The organism is Daejeonella sp. (assembly GCF_044348475.1).
Taxonomy (GTDB): Bacteria; Bacteroidota; Bacteroidia; order Sphingobacteriales; family Sphingobacteriaceae; genus Daejeonella.
Genome location: NZ_JBIKSU010000038.1, coordinates 1 through 19,707, shown reverse-complemented (window position 1 = coordinate 19,707; position 19,707 = coordinate 1). Strand labels below are relative to the sequence as shown.

21 protein-coding genes are annotated in these 19,707 nt (G+C 36.8%); all 21 read right to left on the bottom strand.

The window, feature by feature from the left end; all coding sequences use genetic code 11:
- A partial coding sequence (locus ACIQZ6_RS08595) for an NADH-quinone oxidoreductase subunit N (protein WP_395810144.1) occupies positions 1-1,051 on the bottom strand: 1,051 nt, incomplete at its 3' end.
- A 4-nt stretch (positions 1,052-1,055) separates the two neighbouring features.
- Positions 1,056-2,519, bottom strand: a complete 1,464-nt coding sequence (locus tag ACIQZ6_RS08590; RefSeq protein ID WP_395810142.1) for a NuoM family protein — start codon at positions 2,517-2,519, stop codon at positions 1,056-1,058.
- Positions 2,520-2,542: 23 nt separating this feature from the next.
- Positions 2,543-4,450 carry an NADH-quinone oxidoreductase subunit L gene (gene nuoL / locus ACIQZ6_RS08585; RefSeq protein ID WP_395810140.1) on the bottom strand — a complete coding sequence of 636 codons (1,908 nt, stop codon included), beginning with the start codon at positions 4,448-4,450 and terminating at the stop codon, positions 2,543-2,545.
- Positions 4,451-4,496: 46 nt separating this feature from the next.
- The gene (nuoK, locus tag ACIQZ6_RS08580) at positions 4,497-4,826 is read right to left on the bottom strand and encodes an NADH-quinone oxidoreductase subunit NuoK (RefSeq protein ID WP_395810138.1); all 330 of its coding nucleotides are present in this window, start codon (positions 4,824-4,826) and stop codon (positions 4,497-4,499) included.
- 2 nt (positions 4,827-4,828) lie between these two features.
- Positions 4,829-5,332 (bottom strand): NADH-quinone oxidoreductase subunit J, encoded by a 504-nt coding sequence (locus ACIQZ6_RS08575; protein WP_395810136.1) that lies wholly within the window; start codon positions 5,330-5,332, stop codon positions 4,829-4,831.
- Between the two features lie 103 nt (positions 5,333-5,435).
- A complete protein-coding gene (locus ACIQZ6_RS08570; protein WP_395810134.1) occupies positions 5,436-5,933 on the bottom strand; it encodes a NuoI/complex I 23 kDa subunit family protein in 498 nt (165 codons plus the stop codon).
- A 67-nt stretch (positions 5,934-6,000) separates the two neighbouring features.
- Entirely contained in the window at positions 6,001-7,038 is a 1,038-nt protein-coding gene (gene nuoH, locus ACIQZ6_RS08565) for an NADH-quinone oxidoreductase subunit NuoH (RefSeq protein ID WP_395810132.1), read from the bottom strand.
- Positions 7,038-8,039, bottom strand: coding sequence for a 2Fe-2S iron-sulfur cluster-binding protein (locus tag ACIQZ6_RS08560; RefSeq protein ID WP_395810130.1), 1,002 nt, complete (start codon positions 8,037-8,039; stop codon positions 7,038-7,040). The genes nuoH and ACIQZ6_RS08560 overlap by 1 nt, the downstream gene beginning before the upstream one ends.
- Before the next feature lie 14 nt (positions 8,040-8,053).
- Entirely contained in the window at positions 8,054-9,421 is a 1,368-nt protein-coding gene (gene nuoF / locus ACIQZ6_RS08555) for an NADH-quinone oxidoreductase subunit NuoF (RefSeq protein ID WP_395810128.1), read from the bottom strand.
- 80 nt (positions 9,422-9,501) lie between these two features.
- A complete protein-coding gene (gene nuoE, locus ACIQZ6_RS08550) occupies positions 9,502-10,017 on the bottom strand; it encodes an NADH-quinone oxidoreductase subunit NuoE (RefSeq protein ID WP_395810126.1) in 516 nt (171 codons plus the stop codon).
- Entirely contained in the window at positions 10,010-11,221 is a 1,212-nt protein-coding gene (locus ACIQZ6_RS08545) for an NADH-quinone oxidoreductase subunit D (protein ID WP_395810124.1), read from the bottom strand. The genes nuoE and ACIQZ6_RS08545 overlap by 8 nt, the downstream gene beginning before the upstream one ends.
- Positions 11,218-11,721 carry an NADH-quinone oxidoreductase subunit C gene (locus ACIQZ6_RS08540; protein WP_395810122.1) on the bottom strand — a complete coding sequence of 168 codons (504 nt, stop codon included), beginning with the start codon at positions 11,719-11,721 and terminating at the stop codon, positions 11,218-11,220. Before ACIQZ6_RS08540 ends, ACIQZ6_RS08545 begins: the two co-directional genes overlap by 4 nt.
- Positions 11,721-12,263 carry an NADH-quinone oxidoreductase subunit B gene (locus tag ACIQZ6_RS08535; RefSeq protein ID WP_395810120.1) on the bottom strand — a complete coding sequence of 181 codons (543 nt, stop codon included), beginning with the start codon at positions 12,261-12,263 and terminating at the stop codon, positions 11,721-11,723. The genes ACIQZ6_RS08540 and ACIQZ6_RS08535 overlap by 1 nt, the downstream gene beginning before the upstream one ends.
- A 108-nt stretch (positions 12,264-12,371) precedes the next feature.
- Positions 12,372-12,743 carry an NADH-quinone oxidoreductase subunit A gene (locus ACIQZ6_RS08530; protein WP_306550418.1) on the bottom strand — a complete coding sequence of 124 codons (372 nt, stop codon included), beginning with the start codon at positions 12,741-12,743 and terminating at the stop codon, positions 12,372-12,374.
- Between the two features lie 84 nt (positions 12,744-12,827).
- A complete protein-coding gene (locus ACIQZ6_RS08525) occupies positions 12,828-14,510 on the bottom strand; it encodes a hypothetical protein (protein ID WP_395810118.1) in 1,683 nt (560 codons plus the stop codon).
- 12 nt (positions 14,511-14,522) lie between these two features.
- Entirely contained in the window at positions 14,523-15,422 is a 900-nt protein-coding gene (locus ACIQZ6_RS08520; RefSeq protein WP_395810116.1) for a PstS family phosphate ABC transporter substrate-binding protein, read from the bottom strand.
- Between the two features lie 238 nt (positions 15,423-15,660).
- Entirely contained in the window at positions 15,661-16,485 is an 825-nt protein-coding gene (locus tag ACIQZ6_RS08515; protein ID WP_395810114.1) for an energy transducer TonB, read from the bottom strand.
- A gap of 38 nt (positions 16,486-16,523) precedes the next feature.
- Positions 16,524-17,075 carry an ExbD/TolR family protein gene (locus ACIQZ6_RS08510; protein ID WP_395810112.1) on the bottom strand — a complete coding sequence of 184 codons (552 nt, stop codon included), beginning with the start codon at positions 17,073-17,075 and terminating at the stop codon, positions 16,524-16,526.
- A 24-nt stretch (positions 17,076-17,099) separates the two neighbouring features.
- Positions 17,100-17,723 carry an ExbD/TolR family protein gene (locus tag ACIQZ6_RS08505; RefSeq protein WP_395810110.1) on the bottom strand — a complete coding sequence of 208 codons (624 nt, stop codon included), beginning with the start codon at positions 17,721-17,723 and terminating at the stop codon, positions 17,100-17,102.
- A 90-nt stretch (positions 17,724-17,813) separates the two neighbouring features.
- Positions 17,814-18,641: a MotA/TolQ/ExbB proton channel family protein gene (locus ACIQZ6_RS08500; protein WP_395810108.1), complete on the bottom strand. Its 828-nt coding sequence runs from the start codon at positions 18,639-18,641 to the stop codon at positions 17,814-17,816.
- A gap of 689 nt (positions 18,642-19,330) precedes the next feature.
- Positions 19,331-19,675, bottom strand: coding sequence for a translation initiation factor (locus tag ACIQZ6_RS08495; protein WP_395810106.1), 345 nt, complete (start codon positions 19,673-19,675; stop codon positions 19,331-19,333).
- Positions 19,676-19,707 lie beyond the last annotated feature (32 nt).

Here is a 19,707-nt window from a genome sequence, read left to right as displayed (position 1 = left end):
ATCCATTGAAGCTTTCAAAATTATCAGATCCGGTTTGGCGCTTAACAAGGATCAATACTGCAAATGCAATAATTGATGCAATAGAATAAGCACTTGCATAAACAAACACTGAGTTTCCAGAAAGTGGCCCTAAAGCAACAATAGCAAACAGCATATAACCTGCATGTGAAATGCTTGAAAAAGCTAGCATTCTTTTAAAACTATGCTGATACAAGGCCGTAACATTACCTATAAACAAGGTTAATACCGAAATAACCAGCAACGAAGGCATCCAGAAATCATGTAATGGTGCAAAACAAACCATGAACAATCGCAAAAATGCAGCAAATCCAGCGGTTTTAACGACTGTGCTCATGAATGCAGTAATCAGCGTTGGAGACCCCTCGTAAACATCAGGGGTCCAGAAATGGAAAGGAGCAGCTCCTATTTTAAAACTTAGTCCGATGATCATCAAGGTAACTCCACTATAAAAAAGCGGTGAAATAGCCATTGGGTTTGAAATGACATATTCTTTTATGGTACTCAAATCGAAACTTCCACTTGCTCCATATAGAAATGCTATACCGAGTAGTAAAAATCCTGTTGAAAACGCACCCATTAAAAAATACTTCAATGCAGCTTCATTTGATTTAAAATCATGTTTTCTAATACCCGCAAGAATATATAGACTCACTGACATGATCTCTATACCAATAAACAACATGGAAAGATTATGAAATGAAACCATAATCAGAATTCCAATCAATGCGAAAAGTATAATGGTGTAGTATTCAGCCACATGCTCACTGATATGCTCAAAATAATCTTTTGAAATAAGCAGAATAAGCATAGTTGAAACTATACAGATCGAAGTAAATGCTACTGCAAAATTATCAAACAGCATCATGCCGCTATAAATTGGCGCCGCACCAGAATTCCATTCAAGAATACTCAAAACCAGGGCAGCTCCCAAACCTAATAAGGTTACAGGCAGCAAAGCATTTTTTGCCTTATATAAGCCTAGGTAAAGTACCAAAATGGCTAAAACAGACAGGGTAATTAATGCGTTCATGCTTTTATTTAACTAAAATCTTTTGATTAACCTGTTCAAGCAGGTTGATAACTGCCGCCTCCGAAATATTCAGAATGGGCTGTGGATATACTCCTATAAAAATAATCAGAACTGAAATGATCAGTAATACTGATTTCTCTGTCCCATCTAAATCTGTAAATACTGAAGTGCTGGTATTAACCTGACCAAACATTACTTTTTGATACATTCTGAGCATGTAAACAGCTCCAAGGATAATGGTCAAACCAGCAATTGCTGCAAGCCATATATTGTAGTTATAAACTCCCATTAGCAAGAGAAACTCGCCAACAAAACCATTGGTCAAGGGCAATGCAACTGTACCCAATAAAACAAGCAGAAAGGCAATGGCCAACATAGGAGCAGGCTTTGCTATGCCACCCATCAGGCTTAATTCACGGGTATTCATTCTGCGAATAATGATATCTGCAATAAAGAACATACCAACCACATTGATTCCATGATTCAGCATCTGTATCATCGCTCCCTGTAAACCCTGAACATTCCAAGCAAAAATTCCTGCAGAGATCAATCCTACGTGAGCAATTGAAGAATATGCAATCAATCGCTTAATATCATTTTGTGTAAATGCAATAATTGAAGCATAAACAATGCCTATTACAGATAGAACTAGTGCTGTAGAACCCCAATCCTGAAACCCAAGTGGGGCAACAGGAATCAACCATCGTATCACGCCATAAATACCCATTTTAAGCATTATACCAGCAAGAAGCATGGTGCCTGCAGTAGGAGCTTCTGTATAAGTATCCGGCTGCCAGGTATGAAATGGAAATACTGGCATCTTTATGGCAAAGGCTAAAAAGAATGCCCAAAATATCCATCCCTGTGTAACAGAATCAAGCTCGAGTTTATAAAACTCTGAAATATCATAACTATTACCAGGCGTTTGCAAATGAAGATAAATGATAGCAATCAGCATCAATAAACTTCCGGCAATGGTATAAACAAAGAATTTAAGATTAGCCTTAATCCGATTTTCACCTCCCCATAATGCACAGATAAAGTATACTGGAATTAGGGCTACTTCCCAGCCTACATAGAATAAGAAAGCATCCAAAGCTGTAAATACAACTAGCAAACCACTTTGCATAAAGAATATCAAAGCATAAAACGCCTGTTGATCCTTAACATCCTGTTTAAAGCTAGATAAAACTATAATTGGGATTAGAATATTTGTTAATACTAACAAAACCATACTTATTCCATCAACACCTGCTTTGAAATGAATTCCGAATTGAGGAATCCAAGCCAGATCTACAAGAAACTGAGTGGTAGCATCAGGTGTAAAATTTAAATACAGAAATACAGTAATGAGTAGTGATACTAATGAGAATACACCAGCTATACCTCTTACGAAAGTTTTACCTGACACAAGAATGATGAGTGCAGCAATTAGTGGAATAAATATTTGTGCTAGTAAAATTTCCATTTATCTCGTTCTACTCTTAACTATTAAATTTTGTACATACTATAAAACAGTAATGCAAGTATACCGGCTACCATCATAAAGATATAGAAGCCAACCATACCTGTTTGAAGTAACCTAAAACTTTTGCTGGCTTCAACAGCCCCTTTTCCAAATCCGTTCACAATTCCATCAATTCCAGCTTTATCTACTGTTTTAGATAAAAACCCTGAAAAGGTATCCAATGGACGGGTGATTAAAGAATGATAAACTTCGTCGATGTAAAATTTGTTGTAAGATAAACGGGCAAGCAAACCACGGTCTGTACGATCGTTGGCAGGAATATGCCCTTGCTTTACATATCGAACATAAGCATATAACATCGATACCAATGCAGCAGTAACTGAAAGTGCCATCAAAACATATTCAGTTGTATGATCAAGTGTCAAAACACTTGTTTTGGATTTAGAAACTTCAAAAACCGGCGCAAGGAAATTTTCCAACCAATGAGTACCACCCAATACTGCAGGAATTCCAATTAGGCCACCTAAGGCAGATAAAACTGCAAGAACAATCAAAGGAATGGTCATTAAAGCTGGCGATTCATGCAAATGATGCTCCTGATCGGTAGTTCCACGGAAACTGCCATTAAAAGTCAGGTACATCATACGGAACATATAGAATGATGTAAACATAGCTCCAATAACTGCTATCACCCAAAATACTTTATTGTGCTCATAGACATGAGCTAATATCTCATCTTTTGAGAAAAAACCAGAAAAGGGAGGAATTCCGGCAATAGCGATAGTACCTACCATCATGGTCAGGAAAGTAATAGGTAATTTCTTTCTTAAACCGCCCATATTTCTCATATCCTGTTCATTGCTCATTGCATGAATAACAGAACCTGCTCCAAGGAACAATAATGCTTTAAAAAATGCATGAGTGATTACATGGAAAAATGCACCGGTATAAGCACCAACGCCTAAACCCAAAAACATATAACCTAATTGTGAAACAGTTGAGTAAGCCAATACTTTTTTAATGTCGGTTTGTGAAACCGCAATTGCTGCAGCCATCAATAAAGTAGCTAGACCGATAATGGAAACAACGGCCAAAGTTTCAGGTGCCAGGGTAAACAGAATATTAGATCTTGCAATCATATAAATACCTGCAGTTACCATGGTAGCAGCATGAATTAATGCAGAAACCGGAGTTGGGCCAGCCATTGCATCTGGCAACCAGGTGAACAAAGGAATTTGAGCTGACTTACCTATTGCACCAACAAATAGCAGTGCAGTAATCAGAATTAATGTTGAATCACCTGAAACCATGTTGGCAGCTTGCGGGAATACATTGGCAAACTCCACACTATTGAAAGTGGTGAATATCAGGAATACCGCAATAAGGAAACCAAGGTCTCCAATGCGATTCATTATAAATGCCTTCTTGGCTGCACTTGCATAGGCGGGATTGCTAAACCAGAAACCGATAAGCAGATAGGAGCATAAGCCCACACCTTCCCATCCAATAAACATCACTACATAATTGGATCCAAGCACTAAAAGAAGCATGAAGAAAATAAACAGGTTTAGGTATGAAAAGAATTTACCGAACCCTGCGTCATGGCTCATGTAGCCGGTAGAATATACGTGGATAAGAAACCCAATTCCAGTTACAATAAGCAACATTAATGCGCTTAGAGGATCAATTAGAAAAGAGAACGGAATTGTAATTGTCCCGGCACTAATCCAATCAAAAATTGGAATAATGAATGATTTTGTTTCTGAAGAGTTAAGCTCAAGGAAAATTCCTACACTGATAGCAAAAGAAGCTAGAACAGAAAAACATCCAACAAAACCTACTACGGTTTTAGATAGCATATTGCGACCTAACCCGTTAATGAGGAAACCTAACAGTGGGAATAAAGGAATTAACCAAACTAAATTTATCATTATTATATGCTATATGTCCTAAGCAAAAGCAAAGGATTTTACCTTATTACCACTTTAATTTATTCAAAATATTTACATCAGTTGAATTTGTATTTCGGAAGATCATGACAATGATTGCCAGACCTACAGCAACTTCAGCTGCAGCCAAAGCCATTATAAAAAATACAAAAACCTGACCGGAGGGATCATTATGTTGAACAGAAAATGCCGTAAGCAATAAATTTACTGCATTAAGCATTAACTCTACAGACATGAAAATTACTATAGCATTTCTCCTGATCAATACTCCAATTACACCAATCGAAAAAATGATGGTACATAGCAGGATATAATGATTTAAAGGTACGCCCTGAATAGCCTGAGTTACATTTTCCATTATTATACCTGTTTAATTTCTTTTTTAGCTAGTAAAACTGCTCCAACCATAGCTGAAAGCAATAGGATAGATGAAACCTCAAAAGGCAACAGAAATTTGCTGAATAATACCTTGCCAAGGTTTTTGACTAACCCAAGTTCTTGAGTTTGAAGTACCAAAGGTTGGGAGGCTGTCAAAACTCTGGCAGAACCAACCAGTGTTATAATTAGACACATTCCTGCAATAACTCCAATCATTTTAATCAGATTAGATTTTGATCCAATTGACCCCTCATTAAGATTTAAAAGCATGAGCACGAATAAAAATAGGACCATAATTGCCCCCATGTATACTATGAAATTCACTATTGCCAAGAATTGTGCATTCAATAGAATGTAATGAATAGTGAAGGTAAAAAATGTAACAATTAGATACAGAACACTATGCACTGGATTCTTTGCAAAAATGACTAGCAGTGCAAAGAAAATGGACAGGAAAGCAACAAAATAAAATAGAGATATACTCATTAATAAGGTAATTTAATCTTCAGCCCAAATCTGGGGCAAAGGTATAATTTCTGCCGAATTATTTACAGGATCCGGCTTGCCCAATTATAAATTTATACAGCCTTTACGCTTTAAATGGCTCTTCAACTAATTTGTCTTTACCGTAAATAAAATCCTTTCTTAAGTAATCTGCAGGAACAATAGGTCCATCCAGATAAATAGCTTCTTTCGGACAAGCCTCTTCGCACAATCCGCAAAAAATACAGCGAAGCATATTGATCTCATATACAGCCGCATACTTCTCTTCACGGTACAATTCCTCTTCGCCTTTCTGGCGCTCAGCAGCAATCATTGTAATTGCTTCTGCAGGACATGAAAGAGCACATAGTCCACAAGCCGTACAACGTTCGCGTCCTTGTTCATCCCGTTTAAGAGAATGCATTCCTCGCCAGTTCTCAGAAAATTCACGTTCAACTTCCGGATAGAAAATAGTTTCTTTCTTTTTGAACATATGTCTGAAAGTAACTCCCATCCCCTGGAAAATTGCTGGGAGATATAAACGCTCCCAGAAATCCATTGGTTTCTGTTCTAATACTTTTTTCCTGTTACTTAATGGTTCCATAGACCCTAAATCCTCCTAAAAGGGTTTTTAAAAATTTATCAATCTGATTATTAAACGATCAGAAGAATTAAAGTTTGTCAAAAATTGTAATCACAATTCCTGTTATGACAATATTTGCAATTGCCAAAGGAATCAACACTTTCCAGCCTAGATTCATAAGCTGATCATATCTAAAACGTGGAACTGTCCACCTTACCCACATAAAAAAGAATATAAATGCAAAGATTTTAACCAGCAATACTCCCATCCCAATCAACGGACCAAACAATGGACCAAGCATACTATTCACCCAATCCATTCCAGGGTAGTTATAGCCACCAAAGTAAAGAGTTGACATTACAGCAGAGGCAAGGAACATATTCAGATATTCAGCAAACATAAATGCTCCCATTTTAAATCCGGAATATTCAGTGTGATAGCCTCCAACTAGTTCTGTTTCACATTCTGGCAAATCAAAAGGTGTTCTATTGGTTTCAGCAAAAGAACAAACCAAGAAAATAATGAAACCCAATGGCTGATAAAATATATTCCAATTCATGCCATGCTGCTGCTCGGCAATTTCTTTCATACTCAAGGTATTGGTAGCCATCAATAATGCGATAAGCGAGAGCCCCATCGGAATTTCATAACTGATACTTTGTGAAGCTGCTCTAATAGCCCCCATCAACGAAAATTTATTATTAGAAGCCCATCCACCAATCATAATGCCATAAACACCAAGAGAAACCACTCCAAAAATATAGAGTATTCCAACATTTACATCAGCTATCTGTAAACTAACCAGACGGTCAGCTATCTGTATACTTTCGCCCCAAGGAATTACTGCACTTCCAATTAAAGAAGTTAATAAGGCAAGTGAAGGCCCTAAAATAAAGAGTGCTTTGCTTGAGTCTGTAGGGATAATCTCTTCCTTGAAAAACATTTTTAATCCATCTGCCAATGGCTGAAACATGCCTCCAGGACCAGCTCTGTTGGGGCCTACCCGATCTTGTAAATAACCGGCTATTTTTCGTTCAGCAAGCGTAGAATATGCTGCTACAGTTAAGCTGATCATAAATATGACCGTTACCAATGCGAATTTTTCAATTATAAATGCTAGTTCCATTAAACCTTAGTTGCTCTGTCAAATTCAATTTTATTAGCTTCAATCAATATTGGATTCTCTTTGATCACTGGCAAAAGAGTCATCTCATAATGATTAGAAGATATTACTGAAGTATGCGAAATATGACGTGGACCTTCAATTACCCAATCACTTGTATTTTTAGTATCGAAACGGCAGGTATTACAGATAAAATCTTCAACTTCACCATATTGATCTTTACGCCCTGTTACCCTTAATACTTCTTCACCCTTATACCAAAGTGTTACTTTGCCCTTACATTTAGGGCAATCACGATGAGCATCCACAGGTTTAGTAAACCAAACTCTATTTTTAAAGCGGAAAGTTTTGTCAGTTAAAGCACCTACTGGACAAACATCAATTACATTTCCTGAAAAATCATTTTCAATTGCTTTTTCAATGTAGGTTGAAATTTCAGAAGCATCCCCACGACCTAAAATGCCATGAACACGGTTATCCGTGATTTGATCTGCAACATAAACACATCTGTAACACAAAATACAACGCGTCATATGCAATTGTATCTTGTCTCCAATATCTATTTTCTCAAAAGTGCGTCGATCAAATTCGTAGCGAGTATCAGCAACACCATGCTCATAAGAGAGATCCTGCAAATGACATTCACCGGCCTGATCACAAACCGGACAATCTAATGGGTGATTAATCAAAAGTATTTCAACTACACCTTTCCGTGCTTCTATTACTTCTGGCGAAGTAATGTTCTGCACTTCCATTCCATCCATCACACCAGTTCTACAAGAAGCCACCAGCTTAGGCATAGGGCGTGGATCTTTTTCAGAACCTTTGCTCACTTTCACCAAACAGGTACGACACTTCCCACCACTACCCTCAAGTTTAGAATAATAGCACATAGCAGGCGGCACAATATCTCCCCCAATCTGACGTGCAGCATTGAGAATACTTGTACCCGGTTCAACTTCAACCGTTATACCGTCTATTGTTACTTTAACTTTATCGCTCATTGTTAAAGAATCATTTAATTTTGAATTGCCTCTTCCAGTTTTGGCAATGGATCAGCGTAATTTGCCAAACCATAATTTTGCACCATTGCTGTTTTTGAATTAGTAATATGCCATTCAAATTCATCTCTGAAATGACGAATCGCACTGGCAACAGGCCATGCAGCAGCGTCGCCCAAAGGACAAATCGTATTGCCTTCAATTTTCTTAGAAACATCAACCAACAGGTCGATATCACTCATTTTACCATGCCCATTTTCTAAATTATGAAGCACTTTCTCCATCCATCCTGTACCCTCACGGCAAGGCGAACATTGTCCGCAGCTTTCATGATGGTAAAAACGGGCAAAATTCCAAGTATTTCTAACAATGCACTGATCTTCGTCAAACGCTATAAATCCGCCTGATCCCAGCATTGAACCCGTTTGAAAACCACCATCTGAAAGTGATTCATAACTCATTAAACGGGGCTGACCATTGATTGTTTTTAGGATCAAGTTAGCTGGCAAAATTGGAACAGATGAACCACCCGCCACTACTGCTTTTAATCTTTTTCCATTAGCTATGCCACCACAATATTCTTCAGAATAGATAAACTCCTCAACAGGAAGCCCAAGTTCTATTTCATATACACCTGGTTTGTTGAGATTACCCGAAGCAGAGATTAGTTTTGTACCTGTACTTCTACCGTTACCCACTTTAGAATATTCTTCACCACCATCATTAATAATTGGAACAACAGCTGCAATAGTTTCCACATTATTTACAACAGTAGGGCAGGCCCATACCCCTGAAATTGCCGGAAAAGGAGGTTTGATCCGTGGGTTTCCACGTTTACCTTCTAGTGATTCGATTAATGCAGTTTCTTCTCCGCAAATATAGGCTCCACCACCCGGTTGAACATATAATTCAAGGTCATATCCTGATCCAAGTATATTTTTGCCCAGGAATCCGGCATTTTTAGCTTCGGCAATTGCTCGCTCCAATATCCTGATCTGAGGCATCATCTCACCGCGAACATAGATATAAGATGTTTTTGCGCCAAGAGCAAAACTTGAAACGATCATTCCCTCAATTAAAAGATGAGGAATATGAGTCATTAAATAACGATCTTTAAATGTACCCGGCTCAGATTCATCTGCATTACAAACCAGATAGCGCTCTCTGCCTTCTGGCTTTGCCAAAAAACTCCACTTCATACCGGTAGGAAAACCAGCACCTCCACGTCCGCGTAATCCAGATGTTTTAACCTCTTCAACCACAGCATCAGGTGTCATAGTCTTCAATGCTTTTTCAACTGCACGGTATCCTCCATGCTGACGATACACATCGAAAGTATGAATTCCTGGTACATTAATATTGTTTAATAATAACTTGCGAGCCATTCTCTTATAGATGTGAGATATGAGATGTGAGATGTGAGATGTGTAATTAAAAAACCTCAACTAGCCTCCAAATACCTGTCTTATATTTTATTTTTTAAATTTTCTATTAATTTATCTACACTTTCTTCTGTTAAATTTTCGTAAAAAGTGTAATCGGGGCCAATCTGCAGAACAGGAGCCATACCGCAGGCTGCTAAACATTCTACACCTCTCCAACTAAAATTACCATCTGCGGTAACTTCACCTTCTTTCACACCCAATGTCTTTTCAATATGATGCATGATTTTTTCTGCACCTACAAGGCAACATGGCCCTGTACGGCATACCTCAAGTACAAATTTTCCTTGAGGACGCAAAAAGAACATGGTATAAAATGTTGCTACTTCATACACCTCAATGGCTTGGATTTGAAGAAAAGCAGCAATTTTATCCATTGCTTCAGGACTAATCCAGCCGTATTCAGCTTGTACAAGATGTAATATGGGCAACAATCCTGATTTTTGCTTTCCTTCAGGATAGCGCGTTACGATCTCTTCAAACTTGCTAATCAAGTTTGCTGAAAATTCAATTTCTTTATGTTCAGTTACACTAAGCATCTAATTCTCCTGCAATTACGTTCAAGCTACTCATATTGATAATGGCATCAGATAATAACATGCCTGCACTCATTGGTGCATACATTTGGTAATTAATGAAACTTGGTCTTCTAAAGTGCAAACGATAAGGTGATCTACCTCCATCATTCACCAGATAAAATCCTAGTTCACCATTTCCACCTTCAACGGCATGATAAACTTCAGTTTTTGGAGTATCGATCTCACCCATAACAATTTTGAAATGGTAGATCAATGCTTCCATATTATTATAAACTTCTTCTTTTGGAGGAAGGTAAAACTCAGGAACATTGGCATGAAAAACACCTTTAGGTTCTTTCTCAATCTTTTGAAGTGCTTGTTCAATGATTCTTAAGCTCTGCCACATTTCCTCGTTACGAACAATGTATCGATCATAAACATCACCACTTGTTCCAACCGGGATATCAAAATCAAAATCCTGATAAGAAGAATAAGGTTCATTGACACGAACATCGTAATCTACCCCAGTTGCACGTAAAATAGGCCCACTCCAGCTATAATTAAGAGCTGTTTCAGGATCAACTGGAGCAACACCTGAGGTGCGCTCAATAAAGATTCGGTTACGATTAAATAACACCTCAAACTCTTTGAGTATAGGCGGGAATTTTACTAAAAAGTTTTTAATCTTAGCAAAGGCTATATCATTAAAATCGCGCTCAAAGCCTCCTATTCGACCAATATTAGTGGTTAAACGAGCACCACATATTTCCTCATAGATCTCGTAAATATGTTCTCTTTCTTCCATTAAGTAAAGAAAACCGGAAAATGCTCCTGTATCTACCCCTAAAATTCCATTACAAATCAGGTGATCTGAAATGCGGGCAAGCTCCATGACGATTACTCTTAGATAATCAACTCTTTTGGGAGTTTCAATACCCAATAGCTTTTCAACAGTCATATGCCAGCCCATATTATTAATAGGAGATGAACAATAGTTCATTCGATCTGTTAATGGGGTTATTTGATAAAAGGGGCGGTGTTCTGCAATTTTTTCAAATGCACGATGTATATAACCTATCGTTGAAACACCACTTACGATTCTCTCACCGTCCATTTCCAAAATATTCTGGAAAACACCATGTGTTGCCGGATGTGTAGGACCAAGGTTTAACGTGATCGTTTCTTTTTGAGGGTCGTTATCTGTAAATATGGGGTGATTCATCATCTTCCGAAGAAATAATCCTTTTTATCAACACGATTTGGGTCTTCCAGCGGATGCTCTCTTCGCATCGGGAAAACAGTCATATCGTCAACATTTAATATTCTTATCAGATTAGGGTGCCCGCCGAAAATGATTCCAAAAAAATCGAAAGTCTCGCGTTCCATCCAGTTTGCGCCTTCCCATAGTGAAGTTGCAGTTGGAATATGTGGTGCATTCCCATCCAAAAAAACCTTTATTCTGATACGAACATTATTTGACAGGCTATGAAGGTGATAAATTACACCTATAGAAAGTTCCTGCTCCGGAAAATGAATTCCCGTAATATCGGTCAGGTAATTAAATTTAAGTTCTTTGTCCTCTTTAAGAAATCGTAAAACTTCACTGATATGATCAACTGAAGTTTCAAATGTTAATAAACCAAAAGGCTCATTAGGGACTGAAATTCTATCTCCGAACTTTGAAGTTAAACTTTGTATTACTTGCTGGTTGCTTATTTTGCCCATTACTGGATTCCGTATCTACCTAATAATTCTTTATATTCTTGTGATTCTCTCCTACGAAGAGATTCATTCTTGACCAGCTCCTGTATCTTATTAAAGCCATCAATGATCGCTTCGGGTCTTGGAGGACAACCCGGTACATAAACATCAACCGGAATGATTTCATCAATACCCTGCATTACAGAATAAGTATCAAATATACCACCACTACTTGCACATGCACCTACAGCTATTACCCAACGCGGCTCTGCCATCTGAAGATAAACCTGCTTTAAAACAGGTCCCATTTTCTTGGCTATCGTACCCATCACCATCAATAAATCTGCCTGGCGTGGCGAAAAACTTGGCCTTTCTGATCCAAAACGAGCAAAATCATAGTGTGAACCCATGGTAGCCATGAACTCAATACCACAACAAGATGTTGCAAATGGCAATGGCCACAAGGAGTGTGACCTCGCAAGCCCAACCACCTTATCCATTGATGTTGCAAAGAAACCTGATCCCTCAATACCCGGAGGTGCTTCAACTATTTTTACTTCACTCATAATTTTTCAAAAGAAAAAGCTCAATTCAGACAAGTCTAAAATGAGCCCAAATTTAAGAAATTTAATGTTTTCAATTATTTAAACCATTATTTAGAACCAGTCTAAATGCTATTCCCAATCTAACGCCTTCTTCTTTATGATATAAACGAATCCAAGCAGAAGAGTTCCCATAAATATAAACATCTCAATCAGGCCATTTACTCCAAATTCTCTGAAATTTACGGCCCATGGATACATGAAAATGACTTCTATATCAAAAAGAACGAATAATATTGCGACTAAAAAATATTTGATTGAAAATGGTTGCCGAGCATTACCTACTGATTTAATTCCAGATTCGAATGCAACTAACTTATCAGATGTTTTGCGTTTTGGGCCAACTAAATGAGTAATAGTCATAGTAAGAACTACAAACCCTAAGGCCACAATAATCTGAAATATAATTGGTAGATAATTAAGTGATGTACTTTGTGCTTCCATTTTTTAATATTACGATGCAAATATAAAAAAAAGAAGCCCCTAAACAATGTTCAGGGGCTTCTCTTTACATAAATATTTTAATCTCTATTTAATGCTATTTATGGCTGCAAGAGCCTGGGTGGCTGTTGCATTTGCAGGATCAAGGAGCAGTACTTTATCAAAGTATTCTTTAGCTTTTGCCGTATTTCCTTCTTTTCTAGCTGCTACAGATCCAAGATAGTTACATGCTTCAATCAAACCTACACTACTTTTTGCGGCAAGTTCTGGTTTATCTACGGTAATTAACTTAACATAGGCCTCATAAAAAGGAACAGCCAAACCCTGACTATCATTTTCGTCATCCATTAAACGATTGATCCTTCCTCTATATTGCCATCCTGCCTGAGTTGTTGGAGAACGCTTTACAAGGAAACTAAAGGCAGTATCTGCCTTAACTAACAAGTCTTTAGTAGGATTAAGGTTAGCGGCTTTCTGTCCACCGTAGGTGAAATAGTAAGACATTCCTAAATAGTAGTAATCAAGAAGGGCTCTTTCTGGATTCTTGATTGCAATTTCATAAGCCTGAGCAGCTTCAACATACTTTTTTCCTTTATATAAGGCCTGACCAATCTCACTCATAACCGCAGCATTCGTAGAATCAAGTTCAACTGCCTTGTTAATATTTACCAAGCCTTCTACAAACATGCTCGTATCTTTCATTTGAGCTCTACCCAAATACAAATAATCTTGAGAAATTAATCGGGTTGGCTCAACCTTAGATATAAAATCTTTTAAAGCTTGAGAGCTTGCCATAAAATTGCCATTTTCAAAGGCAGAATAAGCTAAATAACGCAATACCCTTGGGTTCACTTTGTCTAACTTAGCCATTTCATTAGCTTCTGCTTCAAGTGCTTTAAAGTCTTTTGTAAGGTATAAAAAGTCAGCGTGACGTAAACGTGAATCTAATGAGCGGTCAGTTAAATCCATATATTTTTCGTAATACTGCAATGCTTGCTTAATTCGACCTCCATATTCTTTTTGTGAAGTCCATGCCCATTGATAAAAAGACTCGGCCAATTCACGATATGCAGGACCATAATTTGCATCTAATGCAATTACACTATTAAACTCCTCTATAGCCTCTGGAAATGCTTTTGACATCTTATTGATCTTGCCTAATTCAACTTTTGATCTTAAAAAAGTTTTATCCAGTTCAAATGCAGTTCTATAAGCACTGAAAGCTTCGCTATTTTTCATCTCTGAACGATAAGCATCCCCCAATACTAAAAACAGTTGAGCATCTTTTTCGTTTAGTAATTTTGATTTATTAAGATAAACCAAACCTTCAGCAATCTTTGGTACAGGAGCATTTACATAAGCTCTACCAATATACAAGTCAGTAATGTGGTCCTTCTTTTTGGTCAGTGAAATTGCCTTTTCAAAATTTGCTGCAGGATTCGCCTTTTTTGCAAGTTCAACTGCACCTAAACCAACATAATTCAATGGGAATTCTGCATTTGCAGCAATACCTTTATTAAAAGCGGTTTTGGCAGAATCGATATAATCAGGCCTGATATAAATTGGGGATGTTGTAAGATATAAATTACCTAAATAAAAAAAGTTCTCGCTATTGGTTGGCTGAGTACTAGTTAATGAGTTTAATAAAGCCTTACCCTTTTGATACTGCTCAGCATCAATGGCTTTTCTGGCATCTGTTAAACTCTGAGCAAAAACTGCTGAACCTATTAATATAAAACTCAGGGTTATTTTAATTGCCTTTTTCATCATTTTAAATATAATTTAATTTACAATATTTATTTCTCGAGACGGAATGCTATCCGGTAAGAGTCCTGATTTTAGCACAACTCTCTGTCCGCGTTCACCTGCTATAAAGGAAGCAAAACCTGTTCCTAAACCAGTACCACCTTCACAATTTATAACATATAACGACCTTGTTAAAGGATACATTCCTAATGCAATGTCATTTTGGGTAGGTTTATAATACGCATCCGAACCAGGTTTGCCAATACTATTTTTAACCCCCAATATCTTTAATTCTGCAACTATTTTTTCAAGATCTGTAGGTGGTTGAACCATCCAGTTTACACCCACAACTCCAATCGATCCAGGATTATCATTTATATATTTAATAACATCAGAATTTGATTTCAAAGCATAAATTCCTTTCAGTGGAAGATCTTTTATTCCTGCAAGTTCCTTAAAATACCTAATTGTACTGGAATTTGCATTATCAAAAACTAAACTATTCAAAGATGACTTTTCACCTTTGAGGATCTTAATAATATCCGAAACATCTACATTAACATAAGTTGATGAATTGTGAGTAATTAGTGCAATTCCATCAATAGCAAATCGATTAATTCGAATTTTAATATTCTTGGCTTCAAAATGCTTAGTTTCTTGCGCATTTAGCAGCCTGGATACTATCGCAACCTGGATACTATCACTTAAAAACAAATTTAATAATTCATTTTCAGATTTCATTACCAGCTCAATATTTGCATCAGAATAGGTACTTTCAAATAGGTAAGTCTGATCTTCTATTATAGGTGCAAAAGATTCATCCACTAAAATTTGCTCTTTACCACTAGTATAGGTTTGCTGTTCAGAAGGTTTACCCTTGCACGACATAAGCACTATTGGTATTGCTAAATAAAGTAAGAAACCTAACCTTTTCATATCCTAAATAACTATGAACGAAGTAGACGCACAAATCTAATAAATGAATATACAATCAACAGTATAGCAAATGCAAGTCTGTATTCAAAAGAAAGATCAATTGGAAAATCCTTCCAAAAGATAATCGCAACTCCTAAGGCAAAGTATAGTGAAAACATCCCGAGCCCTAAAATAAACAGAAATCGCTTTGCGGGCGATTTCTGTTTGTTCTGTTCTGTTTCAGAAAATGACATCAATACTATTGTCCTGCCAATTGGAAGAATATAGGCATTGTATAGGCAACCCTAACAGGGCGACCATTTTGAATACCAGGTTTCCAGGCTGGTGCATTTTTCAATACACGAGCTGCTTCTTCATCACAACCACCACCAATACCACGAAGTACTTTAATATCAGTCAGTTGTCCATTTTTTTCAACAACAAAACTCATAATAACGCGCCCTGTAATGTTATTTTCACGAGCCATAGGAGGATACTTCAAGTTTTTCTGAAGATATTTTCCCCATCCAGCCATACCGCCGTTAAACTCTGGAAGTACTTCTACACTAGCAAAATCCTTGATACTATTATCCTCGGTAACTTCAACTTCTTTTGGAGCTTCACCAACTGGCTCATCAATAACGATGTCAGCATTTGGATCACCCTCAATAGTCTTTTGACCAGGATCAGCAACCTTTAATTCTTCAATTGTAGGTGGCTCTTCATCTCGAACTTCTTCTGCCGGTACAACTACCGGAGGAGGAAATTTAATCTGATCAATCTTTGGTTTAGGAGGTTCAGGTGGAGGAGGTGGAAGCTCTTCTTTGTTAATTGGTGGAGGAGGTGCAAGAACAACTTCCGTCATCTTTAACTGATCATCCTCTGGCAATATTCCGGAGATATACCTTACAATTAATGGCAATGAAACCACTAAAATAAAAAGTATAGAACCAATAATAATAGCACGGCTAGTAGTTTTGGAATTATCTTTCCTTAAATCATACGCACCATAGCTTTTATTTCTCCCGGTGAATACAACATCCAGCCATTCCGGTTTGAATAAATCTATTTTAGACCCTAACATATTTAATTCTTTAAAGGGTTAATAATTGTTTAATATAACTATTTGTAAAGGCCATCACGCTTCAATAATGCGATATCCGGTTGAGAGATCTCAACGATCGCGTACCTATCTATGTTTGAAACTTTCATTTCATCAAGAATATCAACAAAATTTCTATAATTTGACTGATCACTAGGTTTGATCAGAACGATTAATCCTTTACTTGGATCACCAGTAGTTGCAATAACCTTTTTAGAATATTCGACTAAAGCTTTTCTGATGCCATTCCTTCCATAATTATCAACCTGAGGAGGAGTTAGGGGCTTATCAACAAGTCCCATATACCATTCTATGCGATTATTATTCCCTAAAAGTATGGTCATTGTTCTATTATCAGCAACTGTCAATTCCTGCTGATCATCTTTTTCCTTATCAGGCATGGCTAAATCCATTGCCTGAGGTTTTGCCAGCGTAGTGGTAAGCATGAAGAAGGTAATCAGAAGGAAAGCCAAATCAACCATTGCAGTTAAATCTACACGTGTTGATTGCTTCTTACTTCTTACTTTGCCGCCTTTATTCTTACCCCCGCCGGAGGTATCTAATTCTGCCATCGCGTTTTATATTTATTATACGAATTACTTCTCGTCTGCCCTCAAAGAGGTAATCAGACTAAATTTGTTAATATTTTGTTCCTGAAGGATTCCCAATATTTTCTTGATTGAGGGATATTCTTCCCTTGAATCACCTTTAATACTGACACGCATATCAACATTATTTAGTTCTTTCGTTGCATAACGTGCTGATAATATCCAGTTGTGCAATTCGGATGGACGTTGACCTACTGAATCTGTAGGAATTCCAGGTTGTAATCCGGCCGCATTACGCTCATCGCCTTTTAACATGATGATCTGCTTAAGATTTCCAATTGGAACTCCAAAACTTTCCATTAATGAGAAACGCAATTTTTCTTCGTCCGTAAATGAAATCTGGTATTTTTCGCCCATTAATTCCAATGTTCGAACCCTGATAGGCTGTCCTGGTACTCCAAAAAATACTTTTTCTTGTCCAACAGTAAGTGTAGCAATATCAATATCGGGCAACTTGAACTTTACTGTTGATGCCGGAGTATCTACTGGTAGCGGTTCAGGCTGACGGGCTGTTGCTGTAAGGATAAAGAATGTAAGCAACAAAAACGCCACATCACACATTGCTGTCATGTCGATAGCTGTACTTTTTCTGGCAACTTTAATTCTAGGCATTGCTTATTTTTTAATTAATAACGATTTACTACAGAGATGAAACTATTCCGGGAGTTTTATAAACCCCCCGGAATATCATTTCAAAACTTATTATTTATGAGTACTTGCATAGGTTTGAACGATAGAGAAACCAGCCTCATCGATCGCATATGTCAATTTATCAATTTTAGAAGTAAATACGTTATACATAACAATTGCAAGTGCAGAAGTAGCGATACCTGTTGCAGTGTTAATCAATGCTTCAGAAATACCATTTGCTAATGCAGCCTGGTCAGGAGAACCTGCAGTAGATAAAGCCGCGAAAGCTTTGATCATACCAGTTACCGTACCTAATAGACCCATTAAAGTACCAATAGATACAAGGGTTGCAATTACTGTAAGATTTTGTTCAAGCATTGGCATCTCTAAAGCAGTTGCTTCTTCAATATCCTTTTGAATAGCAAGACATTTCTGCTCAGTATCCATTTTTGCTTCAGTTTCCATCTCTTTATATTTTTTCAAACCTGATTTGATCACATTTGCAACAGAACCTTCCTGCTTATCGCATTCTGAAATAGCTGAATCAATGTTTCCAGCACTGATGAAAGCCTGGATTTTTTTAACAAATGAATCAACATTTCCTTTACCTGTTGCCTTGCTGATTACAAAGAAACGCTCGAATGAAAATACAATTACCATAAGAAATAATCCCATAAGAACTGGAACTATATAACCACCTTTGTAAACCATACCGAAATAGTTTCCTGGCAATGGATGACCTGTTTCAGCATCTCCGCCTTCGAAATTCGATGGATCTCCCATTACGAATTTCCATAAAAGTGTTCCGACAAGAATACACATCACAATAGATAGACTTGCAAAAATGCTTGAACCAGAGCTTTCTTTCTTAGCTGTTGTTGGTTTTGGTGCGTTCGCCATTTTTTTAAATTTTAGTTTTTAGTTGTTGATTAAATAATTAGAAGTTAATTGATTTTTATTTGGTACTGTTTTTTTAATGTAATCTATGATAAATATATAACTATAAAATATTTTTGTCACCTAAATATTAAAAGGTTAACAAAAATATAATTTTCGACTTAATAAAAAATTATTTGTGAATTTATTAATTCTATTAATTCCTGTCAAAATCATCCCTAGAATGAAGCAAGAATTATGCCTCTCTAAAAGAAGATTACCTTCACATTTTGGCAATCATTTTACAATGAAAACTATTTTTTATTGTAAATGCAAATTTACCTTGCAATTTTAAAAATTAACCGCCCACATTTATTCTCAATTTACTCATAAACATTTCATTATCAGTAGAATAATGATAATGTTTAAAATTTGATACAATTAGTTTCACCAGACTTGCAGCTGTGAAATTATAAGATTATTTCTCTTTTCAGGCATTTCGGTGATTTTTAATTTTTTTACGAACTCAAAAGCATTTTAAAGGTGTTTTGATACTCCAAAAAGGGAATGTTCTTGAACTTTTATAGCATTAAAGCTGTATTTTAATGCCACTTGCTCTTATTATTACCATATCAATAAACTCCATGTAATTTTGACTCTTGGCCATACTTATATACTATTCAAATTAGTAAACATAAGTACTGAAAGAATTATTAAGATCCGATTTTTTTTACTTTAAAACCATCTGCCAAGAGTAATGTCATCACTTTTTCGCGAAAATCTCCCTGAATAATAATTTCGGCATCTTTGGCAGTGCCTCCCACCCCACATTTTTGTTTTAATTTTTTACTCAAAATCTCTAAATCTTCTTGAGTTCCAATAAAACCGGTAATCAATGTTACCGCTTTACCGCCACGCTGTTTTCTGTCAAGCTGAACTCTCAGATCTTGATAGCGAGCTTCTAGAGTTTCAAGAGGCTCAGCATTTGTTGAAATATAGCCAAAATCAGGATTGGTTGAAAACACTACGCCCTGATATCCCTTATTTTTTTTAGACATAATTTAAGTGAGGATATTTAATGAATGTGGGT

What these genes read in the sequence shown, in the direction of transcription:
- ACIQZ6_RS08590 (WP_395810142.1), bottom strand. Translation starts at nt 2,519, where the DNA reads ATGGAAATTTTACTAGCACAAATATTTATTCCACTAATTGCTGCACTC.
- nuoL (WP_395810140.1), bottom strand. Translation starts at nt 4,450, where the DNA reads ATGATAAATTTAGTTTGGTTAATTCCTTTATTCCCACTGTTAGGTTTC.
- nuoK (WP_395810138.1), bottom strand. Translation starts at nt 4,826, where the DNA reads ATGGAAAATGTAACTCAGGCTATTCAGGGCGTACCTTTAAATCATTAT.
- ACIQZ6_RS08575 (WP_395810136.1), bottom strand. Translation starts at nt 5,332, where the DNA reads ATGAGTATATCTCTATTTTATTTTGTTGCTTTCCTGTCCATTTTCTTT.
- ACIQZ6_RS08570 (WP_395810134.1), bottom strand. Translation starts at nt 5,933, where the DNA reads ATGGAACCATTAAGTAACAGGAAAAAAGTATTAGAACAGAAACCAATG.
- nuoH (WP_395810132.1), bottom strand. Translation starts at nt 7,038, where the DNA reads ATGGAACTAGCATTTATAATTGAAAAATTCGCATTGGTAACGGTCATA.
- ACIQZ6_RS08560 (WP_395810130.1), bottom strand. Translation starts at nt 8,039, where the DNA reads ATGAGCGATAAAGTTAAAGTAACAATAGACGGTATAACGGTTGAAGTT.
- nuoF (WP_395810128.1), bottom strand. Translation starts at nt 9,421, where the DNA reads ATGGCTCGCAAGTTATTATTAAACAATATTAATGTACCAGGAATTCAT.
- nuoE (WP_395810126.1), bottom strand. Translation starts at nt 10,017, where the DNA reads ATGCTTAGTGTAACTGAACATAAAGAAATTGAATTTTCAGCAAACTTG.
- ACIQZ6_RS08545 (WP_395810124.1), bottom strand. Translation starts at nt 11,221, where the DNA reads ATGATGAATCACCCCATATTTACAGATAACGACCCTCAAAAAGAAACG.
- ACIQZ6_RS08540 (WP_395810122.1), bottom strand. Translation starts at nt 11,721, where the DNA reads ATGGGCAAAATAAGCAACCAGCAAGTAATACAAAGTTTAACTTCAAAG.
- ACIQZ6_RS08535 (WP_395810120.1), bottom strand. Translation starts at nt 12,263, where the DNA reads ATGAGTGAAGTAAAAATAGTTGAAGCACCTCCGGGTATTGAGGGATCA.
- ACIQZ6_RS08530 (WP_306550418.1), bottom strand. Translation starts at nt 12,743, where the DNA reads ATGGAAGCACAAAGTACATCACTTAATTATCTACCAATTATATTTCAG.
- ACIQZ6_RS08525 (WP_395810118.1), bottom strand. Translation starts at nt 14,510, where the DNA reads ATGATGAAAAAGGCAATTAAAATAACCCTGAGTTTTATATTAATAGGT.
- ACIQZ6_RS08520 (WP_395810116.1), bottom strand. Translation starts at nt 15,422, where the DNA reads ATGAAAAGGTTAGGTTTCTTACTTTATTTAGCAATACCAATAGTGCTT.
- ACIQZ6_RS08515 (WP_395810114.1), bottom strand. Translation starts at nt 16,485, where the DNA reads ATGTTAGGGTCTAAAATAGATTTATTCAAACCGGAATGGCTGGATGTT.
- ACIQZ6_RS08510 (WP_395810112.1), bottom strand. Translation starts at nt 17,075, where the DNA reads ATGGCAGAATTAGATACCTCCGGCGGGGGTAAGAATAAAGGCGGCAAA.
- ACIQZ6_RS08505 (WP_395810110.1), bottom strand. Translation starts at nt 17,723, where the DNA reads ATGCCTAGAATTAAAGTTGCCAGAAAAAGTACAGCTATCGACATGACA.
- ACIQZ6_RS08500 (WP_395810108.1), bottom strand. Translation starts at nt 18,641, where the DNA reads ATGGCGAACGCACCAAAACCAACAACAGCTAAGAAAGAAAGCTCTGGT.
- ACIQZ6_RS08495 (WP_395810106.1), bottom strand. Translation starts at nt 19,675, where the DNA reads ATGTCTAAAAAAAATAAGGGATATCAGGGCGTAGTGTTTTCAACCAAT.